General features: G+C 57.2%; 13 protein-coding genes. 6 read left to right on the top strand and 7 right to left on the bottom strand.

What is annotated here, in order from left to right; genetic code table 11:
- Positions 1-5 precede the first annotated feature (5 nt).
- The 5 genes from exbD to ACGSLL_RS07585 all read left to right on the top strand — a co-directional run bounded on the left by exbD (position 6) and on the right by ACGSLL_RS07585 (position 5,889).
- On the top strand, positions 6-434 hold the full coding sequence (gene exbD, locus ACGSLL_RS07565; RefSeq protein ID WP_090287539.1) for a TonB system transport protein ExbD: 429 nt from the start codon (positions 6-8) through the stop codon (positions 432-434).
- Positions 431-1,177 carry a TonB family protein gene (locus tag ACGSLL_RS07570; RefSeq protein WP_090287542.1) on the top strand — a complete coding sequence of 249 codons (747 nt, stop codon included), beginning with the start codon at positions 431-433 and terminating at the stop codon, positions 1,175-1,177. Before exbD ends, ACGSLL_RS07570 begins: the two co-directional genes overlap by 4 nt.
- 217 nt (positions 1,178-1,394) lie before the next feature.
- A complete protein-coding gene (locus ACGSLL_RS07575) occupies positions 1,395-2,324 on the top strand; it encodes a hydrogen peroxide-inducible genes activator (RefSeq protein ID WP_024014805.1) in 930 nt (309 codons plus the stop codon).
- Between the two features lie 9 nt (positions 2,325-2,333).
- Positions 2,334-4,409 (top strand): ATP-dependent DNA helicase RecG, encoded by a 2,076-nt coding sequence (recG, locus tag ACGSLL_RS07580; protein ID WP_394504552.1) that lies wholly within the window; start codon positions 2,334-2,336, stop codon positions 4,407-4,409.
- 79 nt (positions 4,410-4,488) lie between these two features.
- Positions 4,489-5,889, top strand: coding sequence for an aminoacyl-tRNA deacylase and HDOD domain-containing protein (locus tag ACGSLL_RS07585; protein ID WP_394504554.1), 1,401 nt, complete (start codon positions 4,489-4,491; stop codon positions 5,887-5,889).
- A 56-nt stretch (positions 5,890-5,945) separates the two neighbouring features.
- On the opposite strand, the gene ACGSLL_RS07590 is transcribed toward ACGSLL_RS07585, so the two are convergent.
- The 3 genes from ACGSLL_RS07590 to ACGSLL_RS07600 all read right to left on the bottom strand — a co-directional run bounded on the left by ACGSLL_RS07590 (position 5,946) and on the right by ACGSLL_RS07600 (position 10,788).
- Positions 5,946-7,307: an NHL repeat-containing protein gene (locus ACGSLL_RS07590; RefSeq protein ID WP_394504556.1), complete on the bottom strand. Its 1,362-nt coding sequence runs from the start codon at positions 7,305-7,307 to the stop codon at positions 5,946-5,948.
- A 259-nt stretch (positions 7,308-7,566) separates the two neighbouring features.
- Positions 7,567-10,215 carry a hypothetical protein gene (locus ACGSLL_RS07595; RefSeq protein WP_394504558.1) on the bottom strand — a complete coding sequence of 883 codons (2,649 nt, stop codon included), beginning with the start codon at positions 10,213-10,215 and terminating at the stop codon, positions 7,567-7,569.
- A gap of 189 nt (positions 10,216-10,404) precedes the next feature.
- A complete protein-coding gene (locus ACGSLL_RS07600) occupies positions 10,405-10,788 on the bottom strand; it encodes a helicase (protein WP_394504560.1) in 384 nt (127 codons plus the stop codon).
- Between the two features lie 584 nt (positions 10,789-11,372).
- Between ACGSLL_RS07600 and ACGSLL_RS07605 the strand changes: the two genes are divergently transcribed.
- Positions 11,373-11,744: a DUF6124 family protein gene (locus ACGSLL_RS07605; RefSeq protein ID WP_394504562.1), complete on the top strand. Its 372-nt coding sequence runs from the start codon at positions 11,373-11,375 to the stop codon at positions 11,742-11,744.
- Positions 11,745-11,851: 107 nt separating this feature from the next.
- Here the strand turns inward: ACGSLL_RS07605 and ACGSLL_RS07610 are convergent, their stop codons facing one another.
- The 4 genes from ACGSLL_RS07610 to ACGSLL_RS07625 form a co-directional block, all read right to left on the bottom strand.
- Positions 11,852-13,201, bottom strand: coding sequence for an NHL repeat-containing protein (locus ACGSLL_RS07610; protein ID WP_394504564.1), 1,350 nt, complete (start codon positions 13,199-13,201; stop codon positions 11,852-11,854).
- Between the two features lie 748 nt (positions 13,202-13,949).
- A complete protein-coding gene (locus tag ACGSLL_RS07615; RefSeq protein WP_394504566.1) occupies positions 13,950-14,537 on the bottom strand; it encodes a lysozyme inhibitor LprI family protein in 588 nt (195 codons plus the stop codon).
- Positions 14,538-14,541: 4 nt separating this feature from the next.
- Positions 14,542-14,997 carry a cell division protein gene (locus ACGSLL_RS07620; RefSeq protein WP_394504568.1) on the bottom strand — a complete coding sequence of 152 codons (456 nt, stop codon included), beginning with the start codon at positions 14,995-14,997 and terminating at the stop codon, positions 14,542-14,544.
- A gap of 139 nt (positions 14,998-15,136) precedes the next feature.
- Positions 15,137-16,504, bottom strand: coding sequence for a lysozyme inhibitor LprI family protein (locus tag ACGSLL_RS07625; RefSeq protein ID WP_394504570.1), 1,368 nt, complete (start codon positions 16,502-16,504; stop codon positions 15,137-15,139).
- Positions 16,505-16,715 lie beyond the last annotated feature (211 nt).

The following is a 16,715-nucleotide window of genomic DNA, read 5'->3' on the forward strand; positions in this document are numbered from 1 at the left end:
CGGCCATGGGCCTGCATTTGAAAGAAGGCGCAGACGACGATCTGGCCGAGAACCACGAAATCAACGTCACGCCGTTCATCGACGTGATGCTGGTGCTGTTGATCATCTTCATGGTTGCCGCACCGTTGGCCACCGTGGACATCAAAGTCGACCTGCCCGCCTCGACCGCCAAACCGGCGCCGCGGCCAGAGAAACCGGTGTTCCTCAGTGTGAAAGCTGATCAGCGCCTGTTCCTCGGCGACGACGAAGTGAAAGCCGAAGCACTCGGCGCCACGCTCGACGCCAAGACCCAGGGCAAGAAAGACACCACCATCTTCTTCCAGGCCGACAAGGGCGTGGATTACGGTGACCTGATGAGCGTGATGGATAACCTGCGCGCCGCCGGTTACCTGAAGGTCGGTCTGGTCGGTCTCGAGACGGCAGCCAAGAAATGATCAACACGCGCCATAAGCTGACGCGTTACAGCGGTAGCCTGGCCGTGGTGCTGGGCGTGCACGCGCTGGCCATCGCGCTGGCGCTGAACTGGACCACTCGCCCGCCCATCGAATTGCCGCCGCAGGCAATGATGGTCGAGCTGGCACCAGTGCCCGCCCCGCCACCGCCCGCTCCGCCGAAAGTCGTCACACCGCCACAACCACCGGCTCCGGTGGAAGAGCTGCCGATGCCGAAACTGGCCGAAGCACCGAAAGCGGAAATCGCGGTACCGAAACCCAAGCCCAAGCCAAAGCCCAAACCGCCGAAGCCGGTCGAGAAGAAGCTGCCTGACCCGCCGAAGGAAAAGCCTTCCGAGGAAAAGCCAGCCGACACCCAACCGACCCAAGCGCCGACGGAGAAATCCGCCCAGCCGGCACCGGGCCCATCGCCAGCGCAACTGGCAGCCAAGGCCAGTTGGCAAGGCACCCTGCTCGCGCATTTGCAGAAGTACAAGAAATACCCGCAAAGCGCACAGGCACGGGGCAAGGAAGGTTTGAACCGTCTGCGTTTCGTGGTCGACGGCGAAGGCAACGTGTTGTCGTTCGAACTGGTGGGCCGCTCTGGCAACGCCGATCTGGACCGGGCTACCCTGGACATGATCCGCCGCGCGCAACCGCTGCCCAAGCCACCGGCCGACATGCTCAACAATGGCTCGATCGAAATTGTTGCGCCGTTTGTTTATTCGCTCGAACGCCGCCGCTAAGCAACATCGCGATACCTGTGGGAGCTGGCTTGCCAGCTCCCACAAGGTTCTCCGCCAGCCGAGAGAACCAAGCCAAAAAGGCACCGAAAGGTGCCTTTGGCGTATCTGCCTGCGGCAAACCGGCATCGCCCGGTGTCGCACTCAGCCCTCAGTCTGATAACGTGCGTCTATCGATTGCAGCCGGTATGCTTGGCGCGCAACTTCATGGACGCTTGCTATGACCCTCACAGAATTACGCTACATCGTTACCCTCGCCCAAGAGCAGCACTTCGGCCACGCGGCCGAGCGTTGCCACGTCAGCCAGCCGACGCTGTCGGTGGGCGTGAAGAAACTTGAAGACGAACTCGGTGTGCTGATTTTCGAGCGCAGCAAAAGCGCCGTGCGCCTGACCCCGGTCGGCGAAGGCATCGTCGCCCAGGCGCAGAAAGTCCTGGAGCAGGCCCAGGGCATCCGCGAGCTGGCCCAGGCCGGCAAGAATCAGCTGACTGCACCGCTGAAAGTCGGCGCCATCTACACCGTTGGCCCGTACCTGTTCCCACACCTGATTCCGCAACTGCACCGGGTCGCCCCGCAGATGCCGTTGTACATCGAAGAAAACTTCACCCACGTGCTGCGCGACAAACTGCGCAACGGCGAACTCGACGCGATCATCATCGCCCTGCCGTTCAACGAAGCCGACGTGCTGACTCTGCCGCTGTATGACGAACCGTTCTACGTCCTGATGCCGGCCCAGCATCCGTGGACCAAGAAAGAATCCATCGACGCTGGTCTGCTCAACGACAAGAGCCTGTTGCTGCTCGGCGAAGGTCACTGCTTCCGCGATCAGGTGCTTGAAGCCTGCCCGACCCTGACCAAGGGCAATGACGGCGCCAAGCACACCACGGTCGAATCCAGCTCGCTGGAAACCATTCGGCACATGGTCGCCTCCGGCCTGGGCATCTCGATCCTGCCGTTGTCGGCAGTGGACAGCCATCACTACGCCCCGGGCGTAATTGAAGTGCGTCCGCTGACCGCGCCCGTGCCGTTCCGCACCGTGGCGATTGCCTGGCGCGCGAGTTTCCCGCGGCCGAAAGCCATCGAGATCCTCGCCGACTCCATTCGCCTGTGCTCGGTGGCCAAGCCTGCCGCGCCGGTTACGGCCGGTTAAGCCAGGGTCATGACGGAGCTGTCGCAAGTATCAGTGACGGCACTCAAGGGTGTCGGCGAGGCCATGGCCGAGAAGCTGGCCAAGGTCGGTCTGGAAAACCTGCAGGACGTGCTGTTTCACCTGCCGCTGCGCTATCAGGATCGCACTCGTGTGGTGCCGATCGGCGCGCTGCGGCCGGGGCAGGACGCCGTGGTCGAAGGCACCGTCAGCGGTGCCGACGTGGTCATGGGGCGACGTCGCAGCCTGGTCGTGCGCTTGCAGGACGGTACCGGCGGCCTGAGTCTGCGCTTCTACCATTTCAGCAACGCGCAGAAAGAAGGTCTCAAGCGTGGCACGCGTGTGCGCTGCTACGGCGAAGCGCGGCCCGGCGCCTCAGGCCTGGAAATCTACCACCCGGAATACCGCGCGATCACCGGCGACGAACCGCCGCCAGTGGATGAAACCCTGACTCCGGTCTACCCCCTCACCGAAGGCCTGACCCAACAGCGTCTGCGCCAGTTGTGCATGCAGACGCTAACCCTGCTCGAGCCTTCGACCCTGCCCGACTGGCTGCCGACCGAACTGGCCCGCGACTACCAATTGGCGCCACTGGCCGATGCCATCCGTTACCTGCACAACCCACCCGCCGATGCCGATGTCGATGAGCTCGCCCTCGGTCATCACTGGGCGCAGCATCGTCTGGCGTTCGAAGAACTGCTCACCCATCAACTGTCGCAACAGCGCCTGCGCGAAAGCCTGCGTTCGCTACGCGCGCCGGCAATGCCGAAAGCCACGAAGCTGCCACCGAAGTACCTGAAGAACCTCGGCTTTAGCCCGACCGGCGCGCAGCAACGGGTCGGCAACGAAATCGCCTACGACCTCAGCCAGCACGAACCGATGCTGCGACTGATCCAGGGCGACGTCGGCGCGGGCAAAACCGTGGTCGCCGCCCTCGCTGCACTGCAAGCTCTGGAGGCCGGTTATCAGGTCGCGCTGATGGCACCGACCGAGATTCTTGCCGAACAACATTTCATCACCTTCAAGCGCTGGCTCGAGCCGCTGGGCATCGACGTCGCGTGGCTGGCCGGCAAGCTCAAGGGCAAGAACCGCGTCGCCGCGCTGGAACAGATCGCCAGCGGCACGCCGATGGTGGTCGGTACCCACGCGTTGTTTCAGGACGAGGTGCAGTTCAAGAACCTGGCGCTGGTGATCATCGACGAACAGCACCGCTTCGGCGTGCAACAGCGTCTGGCGCTGCGGCAGAAAGGCGTCGGCGGGCGCATGTGCCCGCATCAACTGATCATGACCGCCACGCCGATTCCTCGGACCTTGGCGATGAGCGCCTACGCCGACCTCGACACCTCGATCCTCGACGAACTGCCGCCGGGTCGAACCCCAGTCAACACCGTGCTGGTCACCGACACCCGCCGCGTCGAAGTCATCGAACGGGTGCGCGGTGCCTGCGCCGAGGGCCGTCAGGCCTATTGGGTGTGCACGCTGATTGAAGAATCTGAAGAGCTGACCTGTCAGGCCGCCGAAACCACGTTTGAAGACCTCACCCTCGCCCTCGGCGAGCTGAAAGTCGGGCTGATACACGGGCGCATGAAACCCGTCGAGAAAGCCGCCGTCATGGCCGAATTCAAGGCCGGTAACCTGCAACTGTTGGTCGCGACCACGGTGATCGAAGTCGGCGTCGACGTGCCCAACGCCAGCCTGATGATCATCGAAAACCCCGAACGCCTGGGTCTTGCGCAACTGCACCAGTTGCGCGGTCGGGTGGGTCGAGGCAGCGCCGCCAGCCATTGCGTGCTGCTCTACCATCCGCCGCTGTCGCAAATCGGTCGTCAGCGCCTGGGCATCATGCGCGAGACCAACGACGGTTTCGTCATCGCCGAAAAAGACCTCGAACTGCGCGGCCCCGGGGAAATGCTCGGCACCCGCCAGACCGGTCTGCTGCAATTCAAGGTCGCCGACCTGATGCGCGATGCCGACCTGTTGCCCGCCGTGCGCGACGCTGCGCAAGCCCTGCTGGAGCGCTGGCCGACCCACGTCAGCCCGTTGCTGGATCGCTGGCTGCGGCATGGGCAGCAATACGGCCAAGTGTGAGCACTGTCGCAGTTTCCGACAGCTCGTTCCGGCAGAGGTGGTTATACTCCTGCCATTGTTTCAAAAACGGATACAGACCATGACCGAAGCTGCTCTCGTCCCCGAATCTCCGCAAGCTCCGTCTGTTATTCGGCTGCTGCTCAACAAGCTGGGCGTTGCCTACGAAGAAGTGCTCGACCACCACGGCCTCAATGCGTCGCGCAAGGTGCAGGCGGTGTTGCTGGACGACGCCGTCGGCGCGTTGATGGTGCTGTTTCCACAGAGCCAGTTGCTGGATCTCAATCGCCTCGCCGAACTCACCGGCCGCCGCCTGACTGCCGTGTCCACCGAGCGCCTGGAAAAAATGCTCGGCAAACACAGCCTGAGCCTGCTTCCGGGCCTGCCGGCGCTGACCAGTTCGCCTTGCCTCTACGAAGAAAGCCTGCTGCGCGAGCCGAAGCTGCTGATCAATTCCGGCGAGCCGGGCGTGCTGCTGGAAATCGCCAGCGAAGACTTCAAGACCATGCTGACCAAGGCCAGCGCCGCCAATTTCGGCGAAGCCCTGAGCAGCATCCGCCCCAACCTTGACCGCCCGGACGATGACCGCGAGGAAATCACCCAGGCCGTGCAGGCGTTTACCGCGCGGCGCATCCAGCAGCGTCTGGAAGCGACCATTGAAATTCCGCCGCTGGCCGAAACCGCGCAAAAAATCATCAAGCTGCGCGTCGACCCCAACGCCACCATCGACGACATCACCGGCGTCGTTGAAACCGACCCGGCGCTGGCCGCGCAAGTGGTGAGCTGGGCGGCCTCGCCGTACTACGCCTCGCCGGGCAAGATTCGTTCGGTGGAAGACGCGATCGTCCGCGTGCTGGGTTTCGATCTGGTGATAAACCTGGCGCTGGGCCTGGCCCTCGGCAAGACCCTGAGCCTGCCGAAAGACCATCCACAACACACCACGCCGTACTGGCAGCAGTCGATCTACACCGCCGCCGTCATCGAAGGGCTGACCCGCGCCATGCCGCGCGCCCAGCGCCCGGAAGCCGGCCTGACCTATCTGGCCGGTCTGCTGCACAACTTCGGCTATCTGCTGCTGGCCCACGTGTTCCCGCCGCATTTCTCGCTGATCTGCCGCCACCTGGAGGTCAACCCGCACCTGTGCCACAGCTACATCGAGCAACACCTGCTCGGTATCAGCCGTGAACAGATCGGCTCGTGGCTGATGCGCTACTGGGACATGCCGGACGAGCTGGCCACCGCCCTGCGCTTCCAGCACGACCCAAGCTACGACGGCGCCTACGCCGAATACCCGAACCTCGTCTGCCTGGCCGTGCGCCTGTTGCGCAGCCGCGGGATTGGCTCCGGTCCGGATGAAGACATCCCCGACGCGCTGCTTGAGCGTGTCGGCCTGAGCCGCGATAAAGCCAATGATGTGGTCAGCAAAGTGCTTGAGGCGGAAGTGCTGCTGCGGGAACTGGCTTCGCAATTCAGCCAGGCATAAAAAAACCGCTCTCACGGATCACTTCATTCGTGAGAGCGGACATCTTTGTTTATTGATCAAGCAATGAAGCGCGCTATCCATCCGCCTGTAGCAAAACTCAACCGGTCTTTCCAATACTCGCCGCAGATAACAATTTTATTTTGCGCGGTGACGTGCATATCTAAACTATTTTCCAGTTTGTCAGTTTGATCAAAGGATACCCAACCAGTACCGTTAAACATCGAATCGAGCTCGCCGGTAAGGCCATAACGTGCACAGACGGCATGCATTTCATCAGTAGCAAAACCCCCACCACTGGTGCCAGCGACAATCAATTTGCTTTCATCCGCATCACCAAAGGCGCAGCTCGACCAATTTTGGCCAATTTCAGGCACAACTTTGGAGATTAACGGCTGGCCATTGTTGAAAAGGGGATGAGGTGAGCCATCCGCACGCAGCACAACAATCACCCCGTTACCGTCAAACATAGTTTCACCGTCCTGGCCTCCAACCAAAGCGATCATTCCATCCTTTTTTCTCACAGCGATATCACGAAATATCGGCAACCGATCCGATGACACGATCGTTGTCTTGAACGTGTCGTCCCGCACTCCATTCTTGGTGAAGCGAACGGCATAGGTGCCGAAGATACCGTCATCATGGAAGTCGCCATACACCACCAGGCCACCGTCAGCTTGGGCTGCGGCTCCACGGGCGGCGTTATCACCTTCCGGGCTCAATTCAGTCAAATTAACCCAGGCCGAACCGATTTTATTGAAGGTGTCGTCATACGTACCATCTGAATTGAGCCGAATCACCAAGCCTTTGGTTTGCTGTGCAACCTGATCAAAGCCAAAATAGGTCAGAGCGATTTTACCGTCTGAAAGCTCAATACCAGACGCTCCAGAATGAGCGCTGCTCTGGATCGCAGTGCCCCCATTCTGCTGTACATTTCGGCGGGCTCGGGCAGCTTTGAGCGCTCTGATGAACGTTACGGGTATTGAACCATAAGCGAACGTCGCCACACCGCCTTCACCAAACCTGTCGTTGAGTCGGCCGTCTGGCAGTAGCTGGATAGCAACAACACCGCTTTCATAATTCGGTGCTCGCTCAGAGTAATCGACAGTTATCAACACGCCACCATTGCTCAGCAAGCTGGCGCCAAATTTTCCCGACAATTCCTTTCCTGGCGTCGATATTCGCGCGAACCCTTGCTGGTTCTCGCCGAACCCGGTGCCAACGTCAAGCTGCCCCCTTTCGGTGAGCCGGGCGATTACAAAACCAGCGAACACCCCTCTCTCGTTCGCCACGACGAGCATTCTGCCGTCAGGTAATGAAAGAACAACCTGAGGGGCAGTGCTCACAAACTCAGGGAACGTCCAATCGCGCTTGCCGTCACCATTGAAAGTTGAATCAGGCTCACCTGCTCGTACTGTCATATTGAGTTCTCCATTCCAGGCAAGTCCCTTTACTGCTGGACCAACCTCATGAAGCCTCAAGCATTGAAAAAAAACACCTGTCAGATCTGTCAGTTTTTTATGAGAAAAAACGCAGCTTTTCCAAGTTAAAGTGGATGGAGGAATAAGGCAAAGGGGAAATTGGGGAGTAAAGAGGCTGCCGCCTGCTTTAATTGGCTGCGCAGTTCACGCGACGCCAATTGAAGTAAAGCTTGCCCGTAATATTTCCAGCCGTTCCCAGCTAAGCCGATTTATGCAAATAACGGATCACCCAACCCTTCTCATATCCCGCATCCGTGAAGAACACGCCGCCTACCAGGATGCGGCCGTCCTCCATCACGGCCATGCCGTGAGGGTATTCGAAACCCTCGCCCTCATTGAAGACGGTGAATCCAGTGCCGAAGAATGAGGTGTCTGGGGAGCCATCCGGCAGAATACGTGCGGTGACTGCACTCAGGTCATCGTCAAACGCGCCACTGCCACTGCTGCCGCAAACGATGATTGACCCGTCCGCCTGCGGCACACAATGCAACCATCTGACGCCTTGGGGAACAGGTGAATCAATCAGTGGATCACCACCGTTGAAGATACGGTTGTACTCACCGCTGTAATTGAGCACGGCAACCAAGCCCTGATTGACCCCCTGCACTTGCGCACCGCCGGCCACAACGATTTTGTCGCCGACTATCGCCGCGACATCCAGGCTGATCCATTGATCACCGGGAATGTTCACTACACCGCTTTTTCCAAAGCCGGTGTCAACCTGGCCTGAATTGGTGAAGCGAATAACATAGCCACCGTGGGTACTCGTGGCGAAATAATTGCCACAGACCACCACGCCACCGTCGGCCTGGACTGCCACGGATTGTCCGATAGTGTCCGCAGGTGAAATGCCCGCAAGCTCCACAAACGCAAAGCCTGCACCATTGAATGTTGTGTCAGGCAAGCCGTTCGAATCGAACCGCAGAACGATACCTCTTGGGCGCCCGGCAGTGATCTCAACGGTAGTGACCACGACGATTTTTTCGTCCGCTTGTTGGGCGACCGTCCGAGCAGCACCAGCAGCTGTAGCACCGTTCGGCGATACTTCCGCCAACCCGATATATCCGCCGCCCCCCATGTCCTCGTAGGCCAGGTAAAGCAGTCCCTGCTCTGCGAAAGACGGCTCCAGTTGCCCGTTCTCGCGCTGTCTGACCAGCACCAGGCCCGTCGAGTAATTTTCGCCTTCCACGCTGTACTGAGCCACCACCAGCCAGCCGCCATCGCCAAGCGGTGTAAAGCCGAGGATGCGGCTCATGAACAAATCATCTTTAAGCTTGATCTCAACGTAACCGCTGCTCTGCTCGCCAAAGGCGCTGTCCAGAGAACCATTCTCGAGCAGACGGACGATCTGCGTGGGCGCGCCCTCCGTCGACAAGCGAACGGCAACCAGCAGTTTGTTTTGCGGCAACGCGAGCAGCGCCCGCACGTCGTACCCTGTGAACCCGGGAAATGGAAATCTGAGGATGCCGCCATCGCCGAATGTCGGGTCGTTATTTTGAATCGCTGGGCCGGCCAGGTAACGCACGATCCGCCCTTTCACTTTGGATGGATCAGCAAGATCAGACACCCCGATACACACGACGATCCGACCGTCGTCCAGCACCGCCAGACCTCGCGCGCTGGCGTCGCCCGTGCTGTCGCCAAACAGCGCATGTCCCGTACCGTTGAGGCTCTTATCCGGTTTTCCGTCAGCGAGCAAGCGTGCTGTGACCGCGACGGAGTGCCCCTGACCGGCCACAATGATCGAGCCCTCCTTCTGCGAGACATGCGCCCACGACAACCCGTTAACCAATGGCGATAAAAGCGGCTTGCCTCCATTGAACACAAGATTGGCGGTACCGTTGGTCGTGAACGCAGCGATCAACCCGACATCGCCACCATCACGCAGCGCTCGGCCAGCAACAATAATCCTGCCGTCGCTTTCACGTACCGAGACCGCTTGCAGATGGCTCTCGCCTATATCGTCGGGCATCAGCACGACCCCACCGGTGGTGACCTTACTGTTCGGTGCTGTGAGTGGATTGAACTGACTGTCCAGCGCGCCACTTGCATCCAGACGCGCCAGAAAAACCCCATTGCCTCCCGATCCGTCCCGGTATGTACCGCAGATGAGTACCTTGGCGTCGGTTTGAACAGCAATGCCGAATGTGACGCTCGAAGTGGTGCGGACATCGACCACTAAGTAACCTGAATCGCCGAATGATGGATCGAGTGAGCCATCCGCCAAAAGACGAATCACAACGGACACAGGCAGTGGAGATGCCTCATCCACAAAAATCGAATGGAGCAGGATGATTTTGCCATCCGCCTGCAGAGCCGCTGACGGTAATGAAGCGCTCGCAACTTGAGCAGCCTCCATATTCGAATGGCTTACCGTACGCGGCGCGCTTGCAGGTTCAGGAATGCCGTGATGGGAGATCAACCTTGAGCCATTGGTGCCAAACGAGAGGTCCAGTTCCCCGGTACTTTTCAGGCGGACGAGCGCCAGGCCAATGTCACTGGAGATCGTCGAGACGTACTGAACGAGTGCAAGCCAACCGTCATCGATAAGGGCAGCCAAACTGTACACATGGCTGATTCGAGCGCTCTCCAGGGTTATTTCAACGAAACCTTTGCGCGCTGGACCGAAGGTTTCGTCCAGCGAACCGTTTTCATTCAACCTCGCGATGGCAACCGGGGCGTCTGCTCCGCTTAACGGAACAGCAACGAGCGATTTTGAATCGGGAAGCGCCAGTACGGCGGCCGCTACGTCGCCCACGATGCCGGGGATCGGCAACGTCAACACGCCGCCTTGGGCAAATGTGGGGTCGAGAAACTTGGGGGTCCAGATGCTCTCTGCCAGGCTCATATGCTTGCTCCATCAAGTCAGTGAAGTCCTTTGTGCAGGACTGGTACTTGAGTAGAGCACCGAGCGGGGGGCAGAAACACCTGATAGAAATGACAGTTCGAGTGTCTTTACAAGCCTGATTGCTGGTTTTGGAAGACAAAGCGCGCCGTTGTTCAGCGCGCCTGCGTGGGTTTATTCGGCAGCGACTTTTTATGCTTTGGCCTTTGCCTTCCGCGGCTTCAGATATTTCATCAAGCCCTGAAACCACATCACCAGCGCCGGATTACCCTTGAGCTGGATCGACTTGTCCTGAATGCCCTGCATAAACGCCAGCTGCTTGTTCTTGGCCTGCATCGTCGCAAAACCATAACCGGCATCTTTAAACGCAATCGCAAACGCCGGCTCCGCCACCACGCCAGACTTGCTGGTGATGCGCTGATCCTTGACCACGAAATGCCGCGCCACTTTCCCATCCAGCGTCTGCAACTGAAACACCAGATCCTTGTCACCCAACTGCTGCTGGAACGCAGGATTTGTCCGGCTGGCCTTGGCCATCAACAAACCCATCATCCACAGGAGAAAACGAAATTTCATGCGCACAGCCTCAAAAGGAAAATGAACGGCCGGGGCAGTGTAAGGGATTCGAACGATAACGCCAGTATCTGACACTGTTGAAAGAGGATGCAGGCCAATTCCCGCACGATGACCGCCAAGTCACGATTCTTCGTCCTCCCCTGATCGTTCCTTCGCTCCGCGTGGGAATGCATCCGGAGACGCTCCGCGTCTCACCACTCACCTTTCCTACACCTGTTGAAACACATCCCTGTAAGAGTTGGCGAAGCCTGCGATTTTTTGATCTACCGGCCCGCAGACCTATGGGAAATTTCCTGCGAAGTGCCGGGCTGTCCGTGAACTAGGCGGGATTGGTCGTGAGGGATAGGCTTTGTGTGTCGCCGCAAAATCGGCGATACGGACGTGCAAGTCCGGCGGGAGTACACATTGGTTATGGCAATTCGCCGAGCGTTTTCCTATGCTCGCGAATCGTTATGGCTGCTGTGTATGGGAGGCCTTCGGGTCTGCCGGGTGACTCCACCGGTCTTGCACACCTATGCACAGCTGCCACCCCTTTCGAAGTGCGAGCGAAACGGTGCCAGCTCCTGAAACTGGAGTAAGACCGAATGAAGAAACCAACACCCAACCCCCCGGAAACCCCGGACATATCGCCCTACGAATCTCTGGAATCAAAGAAATTCCACGAAGCCGCCGAGCGCGCCCTCGACCACCACTTCAAACCGCCCACCGAACCGCACTCCAAGCGCGAAACCGGCCTCTTCAAACTCTCCCCCGGCACCGACGCCGAAGCCCTCATGGCCAACGCCTCCGAAGACCTGCTGTCCATCAGTGCCATCGCCTGCGACCTCGCCGACGACCTCCACGGCTCACGTCGCTCGGTGGCACTGGCCCTGAGCAGGATGGCGGATGGGGTGCGATTGATGGTGGAAGGGACGCTTGATCATATTGAGGTGAAGAGCGCGGCGGCGAAGCCGTAGCAATACTTCCGTACAGCAAAAGGGGACGCTAAGTCCCCTTTCCGCGATTAACTTGAGACATATCTCTATTCATCATACTGCAACAAAATCCGCCTTGATGAGGGCACTCATGCTAGATAACGAAGCACCCAACCACCATCAACTCCGTTCATACCGCTATCCTTGGTATTCCAAAAATGGCCGCAAACAACAATCCGGCCGTCGTCCATCTGTGCCAAATCTGCGATCTCTTCCCAACCCTTTTCGTCGTCGAATATCGCAAAACCTTGTCCCGAGTTAAACGCGCCATCCAGACCTCCGTCCTTAAGGAAGCGCGCCGTCACCGCTGTCAATTCAAATGTAAATCTTCCTGTATACCCACTCACCACAACTGCCCCATCAGGCTGCAATATTCCACGTTTCCACCCCTCGCCCAAAGGCCCTAATTTAGACAGCAGCGGCCGACCCTTATTGAATGAATGATCATAAGACCCGTCTTCTTTTAACACGACGATTAGTCCATTCGGATTTCTTTCCCGAATTGCTACTCCCACCGCAAGAATCCTTCCGCTTTTACCATCCACAGTAATGTTTCGGAGTTCTATCCGATCATTATTAGGAATGACCACTGGAAGTCCTCTGTTAAATTCCATATCAATTTGACCGGAGGAAGTAAAGCGCGTTACAAACACGCCTCTCTCATCTAATGAACCGTTCTCGGGTTTATATGTACCGCCGACAAGAATTTGTCCACTAACTTGAGTGGCTATTCCATCCAGTTGATTCCATTCGTACTTGATGCCAGGGAGATCGACGATGACAAAACCTCCGCCGAAGGTTTCGTCACTTGAACCATCGGCATTACGCCTCAGAATCATTCCTTGACGTTTACCGTTCATACGAGTATCAGCGAAGATCAAGAACTTTCCACCTGATTGCTCGGCTACGCTTGCCCCCGTCGCATTCGCAGATTTATGTTGCATGATTGACGCCGGCTCATTATTGAAATTCGTATTACACACCTGTATGTCTGGAGACAGACCAGGAAGATCCCGAGAATCAATAAATAGCAAGCCACTTCCATTCAAAGACTCATCTAATCGACCATCTGCAAGCATGCGAACGATTAGCAACCCATGACTATCCAAATCTACGTAATAATCTGAAGAAATCAACCATCCACCATTTGCTAGCAGCTTTAGGCTTCTAATTGTTACCTGCATGTTCTTCACAGGCACTTTTATGAAACCGTTACGGGAAGGGCCAAAGGAGGAATCAGGGGTTCCATCCTCCAACAAGCGTCCCAGCATGAACCCATCGCTTTCAGAAATAGATCCACGCGCAATAAGTATTTTATTGTCCGGCAACGCAAGAAGTGCGTCAGGCCGCCCGAATATGCCCGGAACTTTGAAATATAAAACACCACCCTTATTAAAAGCAGGATCAAGGGTGCCTGCATTCGAGATTGACTTGCTCATAATAAAACTCCATTTAAAATTATGTGCTCCCACGGGAATCACCACCCTAGTAGAGCAAGAACCAACGATCCGCACACCTGTAATAAATGACAGTCAAACTATCTTCGCGGGCCAAATAACCGGCTTAAAGAGCCACATGCCTCCGCTCAATTTATCGACGTCTAGTTCTAGCGCCACTCGGTTGCAATGGCCCCGAGCAGCATGGCGGATGCGGTTAGATTCATTGGAAGGGACGCCCAACCATATTGAGGTGAAGGGCCTAGCGGGATTTACGGAAAGGAGACGTTAAACCCTTTTATTTTGAGTCAGGCTCACCACTCACAGCCTTTCTCTGGCGACGTATCCATGGTGATGTCCTGATCGAATGAATACTTCTTCCCGGATTGTGTAGGTCAGCCCGTAGATGCGGGCACCTTGACTGACCATTTCATATTCGCCCGTCAGCGAGCTTTCGGAGACCTTAACCCAAACTGTCTTGAACTGAGAGGGCCGCCCTTCTGCCATGGCTACCTCTTCGGTACTCCGATAGACGAGGGGAATTACCTTTTTCGACTTTGTGTACCTTACCCCTGCTCCATTCCAGCGAGAGACCGTGTCGTAATAGGATCGAAACTCTAATTTGTATTCTTGCCCTCCAATGAACGAAAGCAAGAAACCTCGGTGGTAACCTCGCTGCGGACCGTCAACGGAATCAGCAGAAGAAACGCAGAGAAAACGCGAATGAGGGTTTCCAAATTGATGATTCCTTTTAGCGGTTCATGGGTAATTGAAAGCGCATCCTCACCACGCAGTAGGCGACGTCTTCACGCAACAGACGGCTAGCCATCTCGCAGTGCCCTTCTGCGTACTTCATCCAAAGCGGATCATCGAACTGATCCCCTCCCAGCCGTTCAATCGTGGCCGCTAAATTTCTCTCACGATCCTTCCCCGCAATCGCGGATGCGGCTTTGTAAAAACCGTCCAGCGGTAAACCCGTCTGTAGAGCGATCAACTCTCCCAGCCGAGCATTGGTCGTCTGCACCAGACACCCGAGCTTCTCGATTGGCGCCTCGGCGCCCGGCAACGCGGCTTGATAAAGCTCTTCGCAAAACGACTCTTTGAAGCGCACCCAGTTCTTTTGCACTTCTCTCAGATGGCTTTGCTCCGCCGAAGTCAGAGTCGACAGCGCTTTTTTGTATTGCTCGTTCAAGACACCATCGACTTTTTTGAAGGTTTGCTGGCCGCAGGTGATCAAATCCGGATTGGAAAAGCTGTCTGGGTTGCACGCTTCTCCAGCAAACAATGCGGATGAAGCAACAGAGATCAAGCAACCGAGAAGAATCGAAAATCCTTTCAAGCTGTCACTCCTTCCTTTGACGGTCATGTCTGTACAGCCAAAACAGTGGCGGCAACAACACCAGCAACGCAAAGCTATCAAGCCACACGTGCGACCAGACCTGCTGTTGCGCCGAGAGCCACATGTCCTGCGGCGCCCATAACAGGATGCCGGCGATCAACCAGCCCCAGACTGCCGGGACTTTCAAGCGATTACCCAAGTGCACCAGCGCGAGCATGTACAGCGAATAACTTTGCAGCGTCGCGCCGAACAGCGCGAGCCACCAGACTTGTTGTTCGTGGCCGGCGGCGGGTACCGCATCGGTGCCCCAGAACGACAGTTCGAGGACTTGCAGGTAGCCATCGAGCAAGCCGGTGTCACCAGCCCAGGTCAGGGTAAGACCGGCGAGGATGTGCGTGATCGCAGCGGCATATAGCCAAAGCACCAACGCTGGGCGAAGCGAGGAAGAAGAAGCTGGCATTCCGTGTCCTGAGCGCGTTCCTTGAGGGTGGGGAGTTTAAAGGAAAATCGGGGACGTCAGATGCTCAAGCGTTAAAGGTTTTAGCGTGAGGGATTCAGACAAAACTTGTGCAAAACCGCCTCAAACAGCCCCTCGAAATTCAAATGCAGTGGCTAGCTTTGATCGGCGCCGTGGCTGACGATCCCAATCGCCCCACGTTGAAGAGGCCCAACTGATCGCCTTTGTCAGCCGCCATTTGATAACAGGCTAACGCCCGAGACATATCCTTCGTTCCCAACTCCCCACCCTCAAAGGTAGAGGCCAGGTAATTCATAGCGTCCGTGGAGCCCATGGTAATCGCCCGAATAACCTGCTCTTCTGCCTGCTTGGGATGAAGGCAAGGGCCGTTATAGTCAGTGGAGTTTCCTGAACAAAGAAACGTCGCATAGCCCAGGGCACCCTTTGGTATTTTCGAAGCCGCTTTGAACAAAGCCTCAACCTTAGGGGTTTCCAACTGAGATGCCATTTGCGAAAGACTAAGGCTTGCCGCCGACAGGCTCGCCTGTGCATCACCCGACTCCGCGGCACATACATAATTTTCCAGAGACGCCTCAATCAATTCCGCTGTCAGTGGATATTGCTCAAGAAATCCCAGCCCTCCTAAAGCTTCAGCACGTTGTTCACAGAAATTTTCAGCGCGGCTCATTCCGGGGTTACGTGTTGCGACCAAATCCTTCTCACTGATCGACCAGTCCTCTATCCCCTCTAGCACCCAGCACGCCTGACGAGAGAAGTTGAAGATTTTCACATTGCTGTTGCCCGCTCGTTTATCCACGACGTTGACGTGACTGTCGTCTACCTCTTGGATTTCAACTCCAGGTGTTTTGCCGGGTGTGGTTGCAGCCATCAGCGGATAGGTGAACGTTGTTCCACTGACACCCGAGGTCGAAGGCTCAAAGGTAATTCGATCCTTTCCCGCCACCGGTTTCAAAACCAGCGACTTAACCGTCATCGCAGTGAGACGGCGTTGTGATTCGCCGTTAGCGGAAAACGCCGTCAGGAAAGGCGCGAACTCCTCCGAGGGACAGTTATCGCTGATTGGCGCCGTCGAAGCGCTCTCGTCGGATGCAAGCGCAGGGACAATCTTGTCCAGATACGCCGAGCGCTCGCGACTCATTCTGGCGATGCACGAGTTAACGGCGACCACATGCGCCGGCATCCCCGTCTCGATCTCGAACGCCTCCAAAGGACAGTTCGCATCGCGCAACTTCAACCACGCACGCTGCGACTCTTTAACCTTCGCTGCGTACTCCACGCCCAATGCCGGATTTGCCCGATAGTCAGACTCAAGCCGCGTCATCAACTGCTTGTAGCTGACATTCAACTGTGCATCGGCAGCCTTCTTCGCCGCCTCCGAGCAGGGCACCATTTCCAGGCTTGAGGTGACATTGCTGCAGTCGTCCTGCGCGTATACCAATGAGGCCGGCAGTAACAGCGCGGCCAGAAACGTAAAAACAAAACGGTTCACTATGTTCGTCCTTGAGTCATTCAGGATTTGCGTTTGGTGGTGAGTTAAAGGAGTAAGACGGGACCCACATTTAAGTTGCCAGCAGACACACCAACCTGATCGCTCGACAACAGCCCCAGGTCCCAGCTCCCATACTCTCGGCACGATGCTGCAGCCCGCTCGCCGCCCACATCTCGATGCGGACCTAGGGTCGGTCCAACTGCGCCGTAGA

This window comes from Pseudomonas retamae (genome assembly GCF_043496865.1).
GTDB lineage: Bacteria > Pseudomonadota > Gammaproteobacteria > Pseudomonadales > Pseudomonadaceae > Aquipseudomonas > Aquipseudomonas retamae.

Coding starts and splice junctions, on each gene's coding strand:
- exbD (WP_090287539.1), top strand. CDS start 6: ATGGGCCTGCATTTGAAAGAAGGCGCAGACGACGATCTGGCCGAGAAC.
- ACGSLL_RS07570 (WP_090287542.1), top strand. CDS start 431: ATGATCAACACGCGCCATAAGCTGACGCGTTACAGCGGTAGCCTGGCC.
- ACGSLL_RS07575 (WP_024014805.1), top strand. CDS start 1,395: ATGACCCTCACAGAATTACGCTACATCGTTACCCTCGCCCAAGAGCAG.
- recG (WP_394504552.1), top strand. CDS start 2,334: ATGACGGAGCTGTCGCAAGTATCAGTGACGGCACTCAAGGGTGTCGGC.
- ACGSLL_RS07585 (WP_394504554.1), top strand. CDS start 4,489: ATGACCGAAGCTGCTCTCGTCCCCGAATCTCCGCAAGCTCCGTCTGTT.
- ACGSLL_RS07590 (WP_394504556.1), bottom strand. CDS start 7,307: ATGACAGTACGAGCAGGTGAGCCTGATTCAACTTTCAATGGTGACGGC.
- ACGSLL_RS07595 (WP_394504558.1), bottom strand. CDS start 10,215: ATGAGCCTGGCAGAGAGCATCTGGACCCCCAAGTTTCTCGACCCCACA.
- ACGSLL_RS07600 (WP_394504560.1), bottom strand. CDS start 10,788: ATGAAATTTCGTTTTCTCCTGTGGATGATGGGTTTGTTGATGGCCAAG.
- ACGSLL_RS07605 (WP_394504562.1), top strand. CDS start 11,373: ATGAAGAAACCAACACCCAACCCCCCGGAAACCCCGGACATATCGCCC.
- ACGSLL_RS07610 (WP_394504564.1), bottom strand. CDS start 13,201: ATGAGCAAGTCAATCTCGAATGCAGGCACCCTTGATCCTGCTTTTAAT.
- ACGSLL_RS07620 (WP_394504568.1), bottom strand. CDS start 14,997: ATGCCAGCTTCTTCTTCCTCGCTTCGCCCAGCGTTGGTGCTTTGGCTA.